Origin of the sequence: Paracoccus mangrovi, from assembly GCF_042648425.1 — a bacterium.
GTDB lineage: Bacteria > Pseudomonadota > Alphaproteobacteria > Rhodobacterales > Rhodobacteraceae > Paracoccus > Paracoccus mangrovi.
The window spans coordinates 174,777-191,445 of the sequence record NZ_JBHRXJ010000001.1; the positions used below are offsets into that span (position 1 = coordinate 174,777).

Annotated in this window: 13 protein-coding genes and 1 riboswitch; of the genes, 9 read left to right on the forward strand and 4 right to left on the reverse strand. The window is 65.8% G+C overall.

The window, feature by feature from the left end; genetic code table 11:
• The first annotated feature begins 12 nt into the window (after positions 1-12).
• From ACFOMH_RS00845 to ACFOMH_RS00860, 4 genes are all read left to right on the forward strand, one after another.
• On the forward strand, positions 13-801 hold the full coding sequence (locus tag ACFOMH_RS00845) for an SDR family oxidoreductase (RefSeq protein WP_377741993.1): 789 nt from the start codon (positions 13-15) through the stop codon (positions 799-801).
• A 223-nt stretch (positions 802-1,024) separates the two neighbouring features.
• The gene (gene tkt / locus ACFOMH_RS00850; RefSeq protein ID WP_377741995.1) at positions 1,025-3,055 is read left to right on the forward strand and encodes a transketolase; all 2,031 of its coding nucleotides are present in this window, start codon (positions 1,025-1,027) and stop codon (positions 3,053-3,055) included.
• 11 nt (positions 3,056-3,066) lie between these two features.
• Positions 3,067-3,720, forward strand: coding sequence for a fructose-6-phosphate aldolase (gene fsa / locus ACFOMH_RS00855; RefSeq protein WP_377741997.1), 654 nt, complete (start codon positions 3,067-3,069; stop codon positions 3,718-3,720).
• A gap of 58 nt (positions 3,721-3,778) precedes the next feature.
• A riboswitch (FMN riboswitch) is annotated at positions 3,779-3,907 on the forward strand.
• Between the two features lie 68 nt (positions 3,908-3,975).
• Complete coding sequence (locus tag ACFOMH_RS00860) at positions 3,976-4,413, forward strand: 6,7-dimethyl-8-ribityllumazine synthase (RefSeq protein ID WP_377741999.1); 438 nt, start codon at positions 3,976-3,978, stop codon at positions 4,411-4,413.
• Between the two features lie 140 nt (positions 4,414-4,553).
• On the opposite strand, the gene ACFOMH_RS00865 is transcribed toward ACFOMH_RS00860, so the two are convergent.
• The 4 genes from ACFOMH_RS00865 to ACFOMH_RS00880 form a co-directional block, all read right to left on the reverse strand.
• A complete protein-coding gene (locus tag ACFOMH_RS00865) occupies positions 4,554-5,885 on the reverse strand; it encodes an HlyD family type I secretion periplasmic adaptor subunit (protein ID WP_377742001.1) in 1,332 nt (443 codons plus the stop codon).
• Positions 5,878-7,821 carry a type I secretion system permease/ATPase gene (locus ACFOMH_RS00870; RefSeq protein WP_377742003.1) on the reverse strand — a complete coding sequence of 648 codons (1,944 nt, stop codon included), beginning with the start codon at positions 7,819-7,821 and terminating at the stop codon, positions 5,878-5,880. Before ACFOMH_RS00870 ends, ACFOMH_RS00865 begins: the two co-directional genes overlap by 8 nt.
• Positions 7,818-9,896 carry a hypothetical protein gene (locus ACFOMH_RS00875; protein ID WP_377742004.1) on the reverse strand — a complete coding sequence of 693 codons (2,079 nt, stop codon included), beginning with the start codon at positions 9,894-9,896 and terminating at the stop codon, positions 7,818-7,820. The genes ACFOMH_RS00870 and ACFOMH_RS00875 overlap by 4 nt, the downstream gene beginning before the upstream one ends.
• Positions 9,897-10,007: 111 nt before the next feature.
• Positions 10,008-11,825, reverse strand: coding sequence for a hypothetical protein (locus tag ACFOMH_RS00880; protein WP_377742006.1), 1,818 nt, complete (start codon positions 11,823-11,825; stop codon positions 10,008-10,010).
• A gap of 632 nt (positions 11,826-12,457) precedes the next feature.
• Here ACFOMH_RS00880 and ACFOMH_RS00885 point away from each other — a divergent pair.
• The 5 genes from ACFOMH_RS00885 (at position 12,458) to ACFOMH_RS00905 (ending at position 16,650) form a co-directional block, all read left to right on the forward strand.
• On the forward strand, positions 12,458-13,174 hold the full coding sequence (locus tag ACFOMH_RS00885) for a helix-turn-helix transcriptional regulator (RefSeq protein ID WP_377742008.1): 717 nt from the start codon (positions 12,458-12,460) through the stop codon (positions 13,172-13,174).
• 71 nt (positions 13,175-13,245) lie between these two features.
• A complete protein-coding gene (locus ACFOMH_RS00890) occupies positions 13,246-13,749 on the forward strand; it encodes a hypothetical protein (RefSeq protein WP_377742010.1) in 504 nt (167 codons plus the stop codon).
• A 152-nt stretch (positions 13,750-13,901) separates the two neighbouring features.
• A complete protein-coding gene (locus tag ACFOMH_RS00895) occupies positions 13,902-15,449 on the forward strand; it encodes a S8 family serine peptidase (protein ID WP_377742012.1) in 1,548 nt (515 codons plus the stop codon).
• A 5-nt stretch (positions 15,450-15,454) separates the two neighbouring features.
• The gene (locus tag ACFOMH_RS00900; protein WP_374425960.1) at positions 15,455-15,709 is read left to right on the forward strand and encodes a hypothetical protein; all 255 of its coding nucleotides are present in this window, start codon (positions 15,455-15,457) and stop codon (positions 15,707-15,709) included.
• Positions 15,709-16,650 carry a DNA/RNA non-specific endonuclease gene (locus tag ACFOMH_RS00905; protein ID WP_377742014.1) on the forward strand — a complete coding sequence of 314 codons (942 nt, stop codon included), beginning with the start codon at positions 15,709-15,711 and terminating at the stop codon, positions 16,648-16,650. Before ACFOMH_RS00900 ends, ACFOMH_RS00905 begins: the two co-directional genes overlap by 1 nt.
• The last annotated feature ends 19 nt before the right edge of the window (positions 16,651-16,669 follow it).

The following is a 16,669-nucleotide window of genomic DNA, read 5'->3' on the forward strand; positions in this document are numbered from 1 at the left end:
AGGAAAACCGATATGTCCGACATCACGCTCAATGCGCCAAAACTGTTCGATCTGTCCGGCAATACCGCCCTTGTGACGGGCGCCGGCAGCGGGATCGGCCAGCGCATCGCCATGGGTCTGGCGCAATGCGGCGCCGATGTGGCGCTGCTCGACCGGCGGACCGATGACGGGCTTGCGCAGACGGCCGATTTCATCGCCCGGACCGGTCGCCGCAGCATCCAGATCGCCGCCGATGTGACCCAGTCCGCCGCGCTGAATGATGCCGTCGCCCGGACCGAGGCGGAACTGGGCGCGCTGTCGCTGGCCGTCAATTCGGCCGGGATCGCCAATGCCAACCCGGCCGAGGAGATGGAGGAAGCCCAGTTCCAGACCATGATGGACATCAACCTCAAGGGGGTCTTCCTGTCCTGTCAGGCAGAGGCGCGGGCGATGCTGAAACATGGTCGCGGCTCGATCGTGAACATCGCCTCGATGTCGGGCGTGATCGTCAATCGCGGGCTGATGCAATGCCATTACAATGCGTCAAAGGCCGGCGTCATCCACATGTCGAAATCCATGGCGATGGAATGGGTCGAACGCGGCATCCGCGTCAACACGATCAGCCCCGGCTATACGGCAACCCCGATGAACACCCGCCCCGAAATGGTGCATCAAACCAAGCTCTTCGAGGAACAGACGCCCATGCAGCGCATGGCCGGCGTCGATGAAATGGTCGGCCCCGCCGTCTTTTTGCTGTCCAGTGCGGCCAGCTTTGTGACCGGGGTCGATCTGCTGGTCGATGGCGGTTTCTGCTGTTGGTAAGCCGGCGGGCCGGGGAAAGCCCGGTTCCGGGATCCGCCGGCAACCGGGGCTGCGCGGGTTGAACCGCGCGCCCTTGGCCGATGACGATGGCGCGCCGATGGGCGGCGCGTCCCCGAAGGCGGTGGATTTCGGGCCGATCATCCCGGCCCTGTCCGCCTGAAACCCGCACCGATCCCGAGCCGGGGCCCCGCGCGCCCCGCCGCTTTCCAAGATGGAGAATGCGATGACCATGTCGCCCGAGATCGCCGCCAAGGCGGCACTGGACCCGCAGAATTTCGCGCTGGCGAATTGCATCCGCGCGCTAAGCATGGATGCGGTGAATGCCGCCAATTCCGGCCATCCCGGCGCGCCGATGGGCATGGCCGATGCCGCCGCCGTGCTGTTCGGCAAGCATCTGAAATTCGACGCCGCGCACCCCGACTGGCCGGATCGCGACCGTTTCGTGCTGTCGAACGGCCATGCCTCGATGCTGCTTTACAGCGTGCTGCACCTGACCGGCTATGAGGACATGACCATCGAACAGATCCGCAATTTCCGGCAATGGGGCGCGATCACCGCCGGCCACCCGGAATATGGCCATGCCAAGGGGATCGAGACCACGACCGGCCCGCTGGGTCAGGGGTTGGCGACGGCGGTCGGGATGGCGTTGGCGGAACGCCGGCTGGCCGCCGAATTCGGCGACGATCTGGTCGATCACCGCACCTATGTCATGCTGGGTGACGGCTGCCTGCAAGAAGGCGTCGGCCAGGAGGCGGCAAGCCTTGCCGGTCATCTGGGCCTTGGCAAGCTGATCGTGCTTTACGATGACAATGCCATCACCATCGACGGGCCGACCTCGGTCAGCTTTTCGGAAAATATCCCGGCGCGGTTCGAGGCACTGGGCTGGCATGTGCTGTCCTGCGACGGCCATGACGGCGGCGCGCTGGATGCCGCGATCACGGCGGCCCGGGCCGAGACCGCGAAGCCCTCGCTGATCGCGATGAAGACGGTGATCGGCTTTGGCTCGCCCAACAAGGCCGGCAGCTATGCCGTCCACGGGGCGCCGCTGGGCAAGGACGAGACCGCGCTGACCCGCGCGGCCATCGGCTGGGGCGCCGACCCCTTTGTGATCCCCGATGACCTCTTGCGGCAATGGCGCGAGATCGGCGCGCGCGGCGCCACGGCCCGCGCGGCATGGGAGGCGCGCCTTGCCGCCAGGCCCGCCGCAACCCGCGACGCGTTCGAGCAGCGTCAGGCGGGCACCCTGCCCCCGGATTACGAACCGGCGCTGCGCGACGCCCGCGCGCGGCTCTTCGCCAATCCGGTCAAGGCCGCGACCCGCAAGGCCAGCCAGATGGCGCTTGAGGCGCTGACCCCGGCGGTGCCGGCGATGATCGGCGGCTCGGCCGATCTGACCGGCTCGAACCTGACCCGCGTCAAGGCGGTGGACAGTCAATATACGCGGCAGGCGCCGGGCCGTTACATCGGCTATGGCGTGCGCGAATTCGGCATGGCCGCGGCGATGAACGGGATCAACCTGCATGGCGGTTTCATCGCTTATGGCGGCACCTTCCTTGTGTTTTCCGACTATGCCCGCAACGCGATCCGGCTTTCGGCGCTGATGGGGGTCGGCACGATCTATGTCATGACCCATGACAGCATCGGTCTGGGCGAGGACGGGCCGACCCACCAGCCGGTCGAGCATCTGGCCTCGCTGCGCGCCATCCCCAATCTGACGGTGCTGCGCCCGGCCGATGCGGTCGAAACGCTTGAGGCCTGGGACATCGCGATCCGCAACCGCCATATCCCGTCGCTGCTGGCCCTGTCGCGGCAGGATGTGCCGCAACTGCGGCTGGAGGCGGGGGCCGAGAACCTGACCGCCAGGGGCGCCTATGTGCTGCGCCAGTTCGGCGGCGGCGATGCCGGGGGCCGCGAGGTGACGCTGATCGCCACCGGCACCGAGGTCGCCATCGCCGTCGAGGCGGCGCAGGCGCTGCATGCCGATGGCCTGTCGGTCGCCGTGGTCTCGATGCCCTCGTGGGAGCTGTTCGACGCCCAGCCCGAGGCTTACCGCAAGGCGGTTCTGGGCGAGGCGCCGCGCATCGCCATCGAGGCGGCGGGCAAGTTCGGCTGGACCCGCTATGTCGCGACCGAGGATGACGTGATCGGTATGACCGGCTTTGGCGCCTCGGCACCGATCGACCGGCTCTATCGCGAATTCGGCATCACCAAAGAGGCCATCGTCGCCCGGGCGAAAACGCTGGCCGCCAAATAAGGAACCTTGCGATGCAATTCTTTGTCGACACCGCCGTCATCGCGGATATCCGCGAACTCAACGATTACGGCCTTCTGGACGGCGTCACCACCAACCCCTCGCTGATCGCCAAATCCGGCCGCGACTTCAAGGACGTCATCGCCGAGATCTGTGCCCTGGTCGAGGGGCCGGTTTCGGCCGAGGTGGCGGCGCTGGATGCCCCCGGCATGATCGCCGAGGGCACGCATCTGGCGGGTATCGCGCCCAATGTGGTGGTGAAACTGCCGCTGACGCTTGAGGGGTTGAAGGCCTGCCGGCATTTCAGCGCCCATGGCATCCGCACCAATGTGACGCTTTGCTTTTCCGCCAATCAGGCGCTTTTGGCGGCCAAGGCCGGCGCGACCTATATCAGCCCCTTTGTCGGGCGGCTGGATGACATCAATATCGACGGGATGGATCTGATCCGCGACATCCGCCAGATCTATGACAATTACGGGTTCGGGACGCAAATTCTGGCGGCCTCGATCCGGTCGGCCAATCATGTGCGCGAAGCAGCCCTTGCCGGGGCCGATGTGGCGACGATCCCGCCGGCCGTCATCAAGACGCTGGCGCAGCATGTACTGACCGACAAGGGGCTTGAACAGTTCAGCAAGGACTGGGCCGCCACCGGCCAGTCGATCCTCTAGGCATGCGGGCGCGGCCCGGACAGGCCCTTGTATCCGGCCGCGATGACCGCGATATAGCGCATGTTCTCGGGGCGGGGTGAAATTCCCCACCGGCGGTTACAGCCCGCGAGCGCCTGCAATCCGCAGGGTCAGCAGATCCGGTGAAACTCCGGGGCCGACGGTATAGTCCGGATGAAAGAGAATGGACGGGCCGGCGCATTGTGCCGGCCGCGGCCGCTATCGCCTTGGGACCGTTCTGGACACAGGAGGTTCCTCATGACTGAAAAACTGAACATCGCCTTTATCAAGGCCCGCTGGCATGCCGATATCGTCGATCAGGCGCTTGTCGGTTTCGAACGCGACATGGCGGCATCCGGGCAGGATGTCGGGATCGCGTCCTTTGACGTGCCCGGCGCATTCGAAATGCCGCTTTTGGCGAAAAAGCTTGGGCAAAGCGGGAAATTCGACGCCATCGTCGCGGCCGCGCTGGTGGTGGATGGCGGCATTTACCGGCATGATTTCGTGGCGCAGGCGGTGGTCTCGGGCCTGATGCAGGCGCAGATGGAAACGGGCGTGCCCACCTATTCCGTCAGCCTCACCCCCCACAACTTTCAGCCGAGCGGCGAACATCACGCCTTCTTTCATGCCCATTTCGTGAAAAAGGGCGCAGAGGCCGCGCAGGCGGTCCGCATGATGGCCGCGCTGGACCTCTGATCCCGTTCAGGGGGTGCCGGCCGCCGGCATCCGTCGGATCGGATCCCGATCGATGCCGGATTGCCGGCATCGCGGTCCCTGCGCGGGGCAAAACCGGGATACGCCGCCCGAACGACATGGGCGCGCGCCCTGCGCCGGGTCTAATCCTCGCGGAAGGCGCGCGACAGGCTGTCTTCGATCGGCTTGATCAGATATTGCGCGAATGTCCGGGCCGAGGTTTCGATCATCACCTCGGCCGGCATGCCCGGCGTCGGGTTGAACCCCCTGATCCGGCGCAGCTCGGCCGGCGCCAGATCGATCCGGGCGATATAGATTTCCTGTGCGGTGCCGTTCGACTGCGTGGTCAGCGCATCGGCCGAGACATAGACCAGCGTCCCCTCGAGCACCGGGGTGGTGCGCTGGTTCAGCGACGAAAGCCGCACCGCCGCCTTCTGGCCGATCTCGACCGCGTCGATATCGCTGCGCGAGATTTGCGTCTCGACGATCAACGGCGCGTCGCGGGGCAGGATTTCCATGATCGGCTTGCCTGGCTCGATCACGCCGCCGGCGGTATGATAATACATCCGCACGATGGTGCCCGAAACCGGCGAGGTGATCTGCGCCCGCGCCACGATGTCCTGCGCCTTCAGCGACTGTTCGCGCACGCTGTCCAATTCGGCCTCGATGCCCTGGCTTTCGTCCAGCGCGGTCTGGGCATGGCGGTTCAGCGCCTGTTCGATTTCGCTTCTGGCCTTCTGGATCGCCTCTTCTGTCTCGGCGATGAGGGATTTCAGACGGCCCGCCTCGCCCTCGGCATCGGCGATGGCGCGCGCGAGCGCGTTCACCTCGCTGCGCCGGACCAGACCGCGCTGCAACAGCGTATCGCGGGCCAGGTGATCGTCGCGCAAAAGCGCAAGCTGGGTCTCGACCGCCGTCAGCTGGTCCCGATAGCCCAGGATCCGGGATTCGCTGGCGGCGATATTGCTTTGCAACAGGACGACCTCGCCATCCAGCCGGGCGCGGGCGGCCCGAAAGGCCGCGGATTGTTCGGCCATGATGGCGGCGAATGCCGGCTCATTGTCATGGTCCAGCAGAAAGCCGGCAAAGACCAATGTCCCGGCCCCGCTATATTCGGCCCGCAGCCGGGCGCTGATCGCCTCAAGCCGGGCGCGGCGCAGCTCAAGCTCGCGCTGGTTGGCGATGGCGGCGGTCTGGTCCAGACGGACCAGCACCTGACCGGCGCTGACGCTGTCGCCCTCGGCCACCGGCAATTCGCGGATGATGCCGCCTTCCAGATGCTGGACGATCTTGTTGCGGCCGGTGGCGACAAAGCTGCCCGGCGCCATCACCGCCGCCGACAGCTCGGCCCGGAACGCCCAGGCGCCAAAGCCGCCAAAGGACAGCACCAGCAGCACCAGCCCAAAGATCAGATGCCCCCGGACCGAACGCGGCACCCGGTCATAAAGCCCGTCGGGATCGCTTGTCCTAGACATGGCCCACCTCGGTCGCGGCCGGCGCCCCCGGCTTGCGCCCGGTCAGCCGTTCCAGCATCTGGTCGCGCGACCCGAAGGCCCCGATCTGTCCGTCGGCCAACAGCATGATATTGTCCACATCCTGCAAAAGCTGGTATTTCTGCGTGACCACGATCACGGTCATGCCGTCCTTTTTGGCAAGCGCCATGGCACGCGACAGCGCCTGATCGCCGGCCGTGTCGAGGTTGGAATTCGGCTCGTCCAGCACCACCAGACGCGGATTGCCAAAGAACGCGCGCGCAAGGCCGATGCGCTGTTTCTGACCGCCCGACAATGGCGCGCCATCGGCGGCGACCACGGTTTCATAGCCTTCGGGCAGCTTGGCGATCATGTCATGGACATCGGCCAGCACCGCCGCCTGATAGATATCCTCGTCCCGCGCATCGGGGCGCATGCGGGCGATATTGTCCTTGATCGTGCCGGGAAACAGCTGCACGTCCTGGGGCAGATAGCCGATGCACTGGCCCAGCTGGCGCTGATCCCAGTTGCGAAGATCCATCAGATCCAGCCGCACACTGCCCGAGGTGGGCAGGATCGATCCGACCAGCATCTTGCCCAGCGTCGTCTTGCCCGCCCCAGACTTGCCGACCACCGCAAGCGAGGCCCCGGGGCGCAGCGAAAAGGTCAGCGCGTTCAGCACCACCCGCTTGGTTCCGGCGGGCACATAGAGCAGGCGTTCCACATCCAGCCGCCCCTCGGGATGCGGCAGATGCAGCCGCCGGGTGTTTAACGGCGAGGATCTGAGCAGCGCGGAAATCCGGCCATAGGCGTTGCGCGACAAAAGCACGCTGTTCCAGCCCTCGATCGCGCCCTCGATCGGGGCCAGCGCGCGGCCGGCGATGATCGAGGCCGCGATGACCATGCCGCCGGTGATTTCCCCCCGCAGCGCCAGATAGGCGCCCCAGCCCAGAAGCCCGACCTGCGTCAAAAGCCGCACCCCGCGCGACAGCCCGGCAAAGACGATGTTACGGTCCTGTGCGCGCACCTGCGACTGCATCGAGGCGGCGGCGTCACGACCCCAGATCGTCACCGCCTCGGGGATCATGGCCAGCGCGTTGATGATCTGCGAATTGCGGGCCATCGAATCCAGATGCAGATTGGCGCGGCTGAGATGGCGGTTGGCCTGGGCAAAGGGCTCGGCCGTGGCGCGCTGGTTGATCAGCGCGATCAGCAAAAGCGCCAGCGCCGTGGCCAGCACGATCAGCCCAAGATGCGGATGCACCAGAAAGATCGCCAGAATGAAGACCGGCGCAAAAGGCAGATCCAGAAGCGACAAAAGCGTGCCCGACACCAGAAAGCTGCGCATCTGCTGCAAATCGCCCAGCGTCTGATATTCCTGACCGTTGCTTTGCAACGAGGCGCGCGCGGCGGCGGCAAGGATCGGCGCGCCCAGCCGGGCCGAGATATCGACCGAACTGCGCAAAAGCATGCCGCGCCGGATCGCGTCGAATGTCACCTGCAACAGCACCGCGCCGATGATCACCACCGTCAGCATGACCAGCGTGTCGACCGAACGGCTGGTCAGCACGCGGTCCGAAATCTGGAACAGATAGACCGGGATCGCCAGCACCAGCAGGTTGGCGATGCCGCTGAACAGCACCACCCCAAGGATATTGACCCGGATGCGGCGGATGGCCGTGGCCAGCGCGCCCGCGATCTCGGGTTCGGAAACCCGCTTGTGAAAGCCGTCGCCGCCCCGCGACGCGGCGACAGGCCCCGGCGCGGGGCCGGCGGGGGTCGCCTCATCGGGCAGCCGCCCCGCCTGTCGCTCGATGGTGGGGCCGGTGCCCCGGTTCCCCTCTGTGGCCGGCGGGGACGCGCCCCCCTGCCCCTGCCAGTCCACGCTCATTTCGGGGCCCAGACGCAGGCGTTCGGTCGTCGTGTCGGATGCGGTCATGTCAGCACGGTTTCCATGGCATCGGCGGAAATGGCGTGATCCGTGCCGATGGGCCGGAATTCGACATTCTCGCCGTCATCGCCGAGCATACCCTCGGCCAGGAAGAGCACCGCCTCGCTGGCCAGTCCCGATCCGGGATCGGGCATCAGCGGATCGTCGGTCGAGACCAGCTCGGCCTGATACAGCAATGCGTCGGAATAAATCCCGCCCCCGGAATAGATATCGGCATCGACCCCGAATTCGGTGATCGACGCGGCGTTGACCAGCATATTCGAGCCGGCCACCACCTCGACCGCCCCCCCGGCGGCCGTCAACCCGTCGCGATAAAGCTCGATCTGATCGGCATCGCCCAGGATATTGGTCTGTCGCAGGAAGTTGAGCGATACCAGATCGCCCTCGATTTGCAGGACCCGCACCACGGCAAGGTCGCGAAATGCCGGATCATCGAGCACCGATTGCGGCAAGCTTACCCGCCCCTCCGCCGCATCGGCCAGCATGGCATCGATCTGGGCGGTGGTCTGGGTGATATTGTCGTGGCCGATCTGGGTGATGGCGGCATCGTTGACCAGCAGGTTGTCGCCCGAACTGATCTGCGCGCCCTGCCCGCCGCCGCCGACCATGATGCGGTCGTCATCCAAAAGCACATTGGTTTGCAGGATGGCGTTCAGATTTATCATCTGGCCGCCGACGATGATCAGGTCATAGCTCGATCCCAGCTCGCTCAGCGAGATCTGGTTCAGCGCGCCGTTCCCCCCCATCAGAAACAGGCTCTGATCGGCCTGAAGGGTGATCGCGGTGACATCGTTATCGGACATCAGGTTGAACTGTTCGATCCAGTTGCAGCTGATCAAACTGCCTTCAAGCGTGACGGTGGCCCAATATTGGGGCGCATCGCCCGGCCCGGCGCTGTCGGGGATCGGGTTCGAAAAACTGGTATAGCTGGCAAGGTTCAAGCCCTGTGTCGCAGCATCCTCCGCGCCGCCGGCAATGCCGGTCAGGCTGTCGATATCGCTCCAGATATTGGTCTGGCTGATGATGTTATAGCTATAGACCCCCGCCGCCACCGCGACGACTGGCGCGGCAATCGCCGCCGAAACGATCACCGCCTGATTGACCAGCGTATTCGCGCCGTGGATCAGCTCGTGACCAAGGCCGCCCGCATCCGGTTCGGTCGCGACGTGACCGGATTCGTGACCGGGGCCATCCTGGGCGGTATCCTCGGCATCGTCGGCCGCGGCCTCGCGCGCGATGCGGGCGGCCTCGGCCGCCTCGGCGCGCTGATAGCGGGGCAGCAATGCGTCCAGATCCGGGCGCGCGGCAATGGCCTGACCGTCCTGATAAAGCCCCGCGACATCGTCCCCGGTCAGGACGCCGATATGGGCATCCGCTGCGGGACCATTTGTGGGGCCGATTGCGGGATTGGCCGGCGCTTCGGCATTCTGAAATTCCTGCGCGATCAGCCGGAAAGCCATTTCATCGGCCGGCAGCGCCACGGAAAGCGCGACCCCGTGATCCGCCGCCTGCGCCACCAGCGCCTCCATCCGCGCCATGATCTGATCGGGGGCGACGGTGCCGCCCTGCATGTCCCCGGCATCGATCCGGTCGTCATCGGCCAGCCGCGCGTGCTGGACGGCAATGACGACATTGGATCCGGGCGGCGGCACGATCCAGACCGGGACCGGCGGCGCCTCGGGGACGATATGGGGCGGATGGGGCAGGCCCGGCGATGCGCTTGACGCGGGGATGGTGGGCGGATGGACGGGACCGATCCCATCGTCACCCCGCCCCGGCATCGCCACCCACAGGTCCGGCCCGCCATAAGAGGCCGCAGCCTCGGCCAACAGGGGACCCATGGCCGGAACCGGCGGGATATAGGGAATTTCCGGCAGGTGATCCAAGGGATCATAGGGATGGGCCGCGCCTTGGTCGAGCGGCTGGATCGCGCCCGGATCGGGATCGGTCTTGACCGGCTTGAAGCGGTCGTAATCGATCCGCATCCGGCCCCGTTCCTCGGCAAGGTGAAAGACGCCGATGAAATGCCAGATCGCCTCGTCCACGGCATGAATGGTCAACATGTCCAATGCCTTCCCAACTGATGCGATTGCGGCGCAGGGCCAAGGCAGAACCACTTACGCGATGTCCTGCGCGAAACGGATCGCGCAGGACCTGTTCAGATACCGGACGGATCAGCCAAGATCGTCGTCACCGATCACGGTCGAGCTGAGATTGCCGCCGACCACGGTCATGTCGACGGTATTGCCCAGAACATTGGCGCCCATGACGATGCTTTGATTGAAGGCCGTGGTGTCCAGCACCGCATCCGCCGAGGCCGTCGAAGTACCGGTGACAAAGCCGTCATCGCCATTGTTCGACCCCCAGGTGCCGGCATGGGCATAGCCGCCGTCGCCGGACAGGATCTGGCCGCCATCGCCGCCATTGCCGCTGTCCCAGTTGCCAGCCTCGCCCGACATGGCAAAGCCGCCGGTGGCAAGCCCCGCACCGCCCGCGCCGCCGGTGGTGCCATTGGCCGCGCCACCCATGCCCGCGCCGGCCGTGGCGCCGCCAAAGCCCGCGCCAAAGCCATCGGCACTGCCGCCGGCGCCGCCGCCCGCAATCACCGCGCCCAGGCCAAGGCCGCCCGCATCGCCCGAGGCGGCATCGCCGGCAAGCGCCGCAGCCCCCGAAAGCGCGGTGCCGATCCCGGCACCCGTGCCGCCCGCGCCGCCATCCGCGCCCGCGCCACCCGCACCGCCATCGCCGGCCGTGCCGCCATTGCCGCTGTCATTGTTGACACCGACACCGACCAGGCCAAGGCCAAGCGCGCCCGTGGGTCCGGCATCGGCGGAACCGCCATTGCCGCCCGCGCCGCCGCTGCCGCCATCGCCGCCCGGGCCACCGGCCCCAAGGCCAAGCGCCCCGGCAAGGCTGCCTGCGCCCGCGTCGCCGCCCGTGGCGTCGCCGCTGAGACCGGCACCGACCCCGGCCGCAAGTCCGCCCGCATCGCCGCCATCGGCGCTGCCGCCCTGACCGACGCCCAGACCGACGCCCAGCGCGCTGCCGCCGGCACCATCACCGCCGGTTGCGCCCGCGCCGCCGCCATCGCCGCCGCCGGCCGCGCCGCCCGATGCCCCCGCGTCGCCGCTATAGGCATAGGTCTCGCCGTCGCCGCCATCCGACGTGCCCGTGGCACCGCCGTCGCCGCCCTGACCGCCGGCGTCAATGCCATCCGCCGCATCGGCCGTGCCGCCATAGGCACTGCCATTCTGGTTGAAATCGGCATTGTTCGAGACGCTGGGATTATGCAGTTCGTCCTGATCCTCCATCGTCGCCGATTGCGGAATGATGAAGGAATTGTCGTTGCCCGGACCGTTCAGCGAATTGTTCAGCACGTTCGAGATATTGATGTCATTGGTGCCGACGCTGATATTGCCGTCGCGATTGACGAACAGATCGCCCATCGTGCCGGCGGCATTGTCCAGATCGATATCGGCGAAATCATTATCCGTCGGCGTCCAGCCATCGAGGTTCAGCCCGACATCCACCACCGTCGACACATTGGTGCTGACATCGGTGTCGACATCGGTGTCGTTATAGGCCGTGTTCTCGGCATAATTGCTGGCATCATTGTCGGCATCGTTGCTTGCATCATTGCTGGCGGTGTTCTCGGCGTCATTGGAAGCCGCGTTCGCGGCCTCATTGACGGCCTCGTTGCCGGCGGCATTCTGGGCCGCATTCTCGGCACCGTTCCGGGCCGCATTGGCCGCCTCTGTATAGCTGCTGCTTTCCGAGGCGTTGCTGTTCTCGTTGGAATTGGCATTCTCATTGCTTTGGCTCTGGGCCTGATCCTGGCCCTGACCTTGGCCCTGACCTTGCCCCTGAGCCTGGCCTTGCAGGTTCAGTTGCTCCTGACCCTGCCCTTGGCCTTGGCCTTGGCCCTGATCCTGTCCTTGGCCCTGATCCTGGTCCTGGCTTTGGCTGTCGACCGGCCAGGCGAAAAGATTCATGTTACGGCTTGCAACCATGGTCGTATCTCCCTTTGTACGAGATGGCGGGGCGCAGCCGGATCATTCGCAAGCGCGCCGAACCGCCGGATTCCGGTGGGAAACGACAAGCCGGTTCCGATCGCCGAGCTAATGCTCACCGTCACGACGGCGCGACCGTCCCGGTCTTGCGGAGGATGCGGAACACGGCGCCACCTTTCGCACGCGCCCCGCCTGACCGGCGCCGGAAAATCCCCGGCCGATCATTCGAAAAGCTTCGCGCCCCACAGCGATTCGGCCTAGCCGCACAATGAGATTAGCCCCGCCCATACCCGATTGGCCGCCCCATAGACGCAGGGGTATAGACCTTAGTCCCGGATCGTCCGCATCACTGCCCCATCGGCTTAATCCCTTTGGTCAGGATGGCCGCGCGCAGGCGTCTTTCGGGCCGCCGCACCCGTCAGGATTGTGCCATTGCGAAACTAAACAACTATATTTCCTTGATTTTTGAACTTTTGTTTCACCTTGCTCTTTGAGAAATGGGCAAAAATTTGCTAGGCTGATCTCGCGGTCGGCTGGTGGGGAAGCGGATTGTGGCGCGGGAACATCTGGTCGCCCTTGCTCAGGGGGCACCATGCGCAAGTGAGTGGAATGTCATGAACATCATTTCCTGCGATGGCGTGTCGGGCGACGACGCCCGCGACGCCCTGCCTTTTCGATTATCCCGTGAAACGGCGGCGATCCTTTTCGTCGGCACGCAATGCAATTTCTCGCATAGCCTGATTTCGGTCACGAACCGGGAACTGGCCGATATCACGGTCGCGCTTGCGCCCTCGTTTCGCGGGCTGCGCGACCTCATCGAATTCGCGGATGAGCGGCCGGCGCTGGTGGTGCTGGACGAGCCGACCCTGCGCAACCTTACCGGCGACGACCGCGCCTTTCTGCTGGCGCTTGAGGATATCGCGCTGGCCATCGCCTTTTGCAGCGCGGGCTTTGGCGCGGCCTGTTACGGCGATACCGAATTGCGGCGGCGCGCGGTCAGCATCTTTCCGCTGAACCTGCGGCTGGATGTCTGGTTGTCGGTGATCAGGATCGTCGCGCATGGCGGCAATTACATCTGTCCCGACATCATCATGCCGGCGATCACCGCGCCCCCGGCCATCGCGCTTGCCGGGGATGGGGATGGCGGCTTGACCCGGCGCCAGCATGACGTGATGCGGCTGGTTGCCGATGGCCGCTCGAACAAACAGATCGCGGCCGATCTGGGCCTGTCGGTGCATACCGTCAAGCTGCACCTGCGCAACGCCAATCTGCGGCTGGGGGCGCATAACCGGACCGAGGCCGCGATGCGCTATCGCGAGGCACGGACGTGACCGCGCCCCCATCCCCCGCACCCCCACCATCCCCCGCGCAGTCCCCGTCCACCGCGCATCCCGCGCCCCCCGTGACGGAGACCCCCCTTCCCGAGGCGGAACTGGACGCCGTGCTCTTGCGCGTCGGCCGGCTCAACTATGCCTGGAGCAATACCGAAAGCCTGCTGATCCACCTTATGGCGGGATTGACGGGCATGACGCAGAACGCGGCGGTGGTCGTGTTCCTGTCTGTCCCGGCGACCCGCGGCCGGATCGAACTGGTCGAGCGGCTGGCCAAGCTGCAACTGGTGCCGGGCGCGCAGCAACGCGAATTGCTGGCGCTGACGGCGCGTTTCGCCAAGCTGTCGACGGTGCGTCACCGCTATAATCACAGCATCTGGTCGTTTCAGGATGACGGCTCGGTGGCGACGATCCTGATGCGGATCGCCGACCGGCGCGACCGCATCCATATGGGGCGCAAACAGAATCTGGACGGGGACGAGCTGGCAGAGCTGGACCGCGAGCTTGCGCGCATGTCGGCGCTGAACCGCGACATCTGGGACTTCCTGCGCCGCCACGATTTTCCCATCATCTGACCGGGGCCGGTGGCGCGTGCGCGCCCTTTTGCCGCTGGCCGCGCGTCCCCGGGGGCGGTTCCTTGCCGAAGCGGGGGGCGCGGCCCCCGTCCGCCTCTGGTGAATCGGGCGCAATGGTGTAGCCTTGCGATTGCAGGAAGGAGCCGATGCGCATGTCCCAGAAGTCCGCCCGCTATGTGATCGTTCCCGAAGACAATGTCTTCAACGACACCATGGAAACCACCAGCTTTCAGCTGTTTCGCGCCATGCACCGGCGATTGTTCCGAAAATCCGGCACCGCCCTGACCAGCAGCATGGCCGATGGCGCGGGCAAGGGCACCCGGCCCGCGACCCGGCCCCGGCTGCGGCTTATGGAAACCGACGCCGGGCGTATCCGGCTGATCGATTCCATCGGCGAGAACGAGGCGTCGCTGGTCAGCATGACCCCCGCACAGGCGCGGGAATTGCAGATGGCCTATCCGGGGCTGCGCGTGCGGCGCGAATTGCGGCTTTATCCGCTGCGCTTTGGACAGACCAACATCATCCGCAAACAGGCCAAGCCCTCGGCCTTTCGCTCGGCCAAGGAACTTGCGCTGCGCTGCATCGATCAGACGACCGGCAAGCCGGTCGCGGGGGCCTCGGTCGTGGTCGTGCTGGACCGGCGGCGGGGCTTCGGGATTTCGGACGCACAAACCGACAAGGACGGCACCTATCGCACGCCCCTGCCGGCCGGTCAGACCCGGATCGACGCCGTGATCTGTCAGCCGCTTGCCGGCTATTGGCCGGGCGGGGCCAGCGACATCCCCGTCAATGCCGATGGCACCACCGAGCTGGTGCTGGAACTGGTGCCCATCGCGGATGATTTTCAGGACGGGCTGGACCTCATGCTGACCCCGGCCAAGGCCGCCGACGGGCGCGGGGTCAAGGTCGCCATCATCGATACCGGCGTCGACCCCGCCAAGGGGCTGAACCTCGAACGCGGGCTGAACACCACCGGGACCGAACCGGCGGATGAATGGTATGACAACGGCACCGGTCACGGCACCCATGTCGCCGGCATCGTCGCCCGGCTGGCGCCCGGCGCGGTGCTGCATTCCTATCGCGTCTTTGAAAAGGGCGACGGCGGGGCCAGCGAATTCGCCATCGCCCGCGCCATCCGTCAGGCGGTCGAGGATGGCTGCGACATCATCAACATGAGCCTTGGCCAATCCTCGGAACCGGTCTCGATCTCGCGCGAGGTGCGGCGCGCGCGGGCGCTTGGCGTGGTCTGCATCGCGGCGACCGGGAACGACTATATGGCCCCGGTGTCATATCCGGCGCGGTCGGGCGTGGTGGTCGCGGTTTCGGCCGGCGGCGTGCTGAACGCATGGCCCGAAGGGGTGATGACCCCGCGCAACGTGGCCGAGGATCCGGCCCCGGTGAAAGACCGCTTTTTCGCCAGATTCAGCAATATCGGGCCGGAAGTGGACTTTATCGGACCGGGTGTTGGTATTATATCTTGGGTCAGCAAGGACTCGAAGGGGGTGATGGATGGCACCTCGATGGCCTGTCCCGCCGTGGCGGGGCTGTTTGCCCGGTTGCTGTCGCGAAGCCCCGAAATCCTGTCGGCGGAACGGAACCAACAACGGTCCGACGACATTATACGCATGGCGAACGATGACGCCGTTCCGATCGGTTTCGGCCCCGAATACGAAGGCGCCGGCCTGATCGACCAGAGGTGATGGCAATGAAGGTGCAACGCAAGGATACCGCAAGCTGCATGCTCGTCTATTCCGACGACCGCGACCCCTCGCGCGAGGAAACGGCCGAGGCGCTGGATCATCTGCGCCCCCTGCGTCCCGAGGAAATCGTGCCCGGCACGATCCGGGTCAAGGGCACGCTCAGCGAGGTGCGCAAGTATATCGGTCAGCTGGACCAGTGGAAGCTTGCGCAGGAAAAGATCTTTACCCTCAATCCCCCGCATAAGGCACAGCTGCGCTGATGGCGCGCGGCTTTGGCCCGTCGACACGCGCCGAGCCCCTGCGCGTGTCCGAGACCATGCTGCCGCTTGCCGATTATGCCGACCGCCGGGGCTATGACCCCGGCTTCATTCTGTCCGACCGGCCGCTGCCCTTGCCGGGTGCCGGCCGCTGGGCCGGGGATCTGGTCACGCTTTTGCCCGAGGCCCGGCGCATGGGCCAGAACGGGGACCGGGATCGGACCGAGCTGCGCTATACGCATTTCTCGGTCGTCATGTCGCAATCGCGCGCCCTGCCGCTGTTCAGCGCCTGCAATATCGACGGCAGCCAATCGGATCGCGACGTGGATCGCACCGATATATGGCGGCGCGACCCGCGCATCCCGGCCGAGGTCCAGAACCTGCGCGAAGGCTATGGCAATGCCAATCAAGGCCTGTTCAGCCGCGGCCACATGACCCGGCGCGAGGATCCGAACTGGGGCGAGCCTGACACCGCGCGCACGGCCGATGCCGACACCTTTCACATCACCAATGTCGCCCCCCAGCGTCAGGGTTTTAACGGCGGCATCTGGCTGGATCTGGAAAACTATGTGCTGGACAATGCCGACCGCGCCAATCTGCGGGTGACGGTCATCACCGGGCCGGTGCTGTCGCAGGATGATCCGGTCTATTACAACCGCCGCATTCCCACCGCCTTCTGGAAGGTTCTGGCCTTTGTCCATGCCGCCACGGGCGAGTTGACGACCATTGGCTATCGCCGGTCGCAGATGGATTTTCTGCCCCGCGTGGCGGACGGGCGCTTTGTCTTTGGCGATTTTCAGGACAGTCAGGTGCCGGTCAGCGCCATCGCAGACGAGAGCGGCCTTGACCTGTCGGCCTATGCCGAACTGGATGTCATGGCCGGCGCCGCCCCCGAGATCGAGCTGCGCGTGAAAAGCGTCGCCGATTTCTATCTCTCGCGCTGATCGCCGGCCCCCTGTGCCA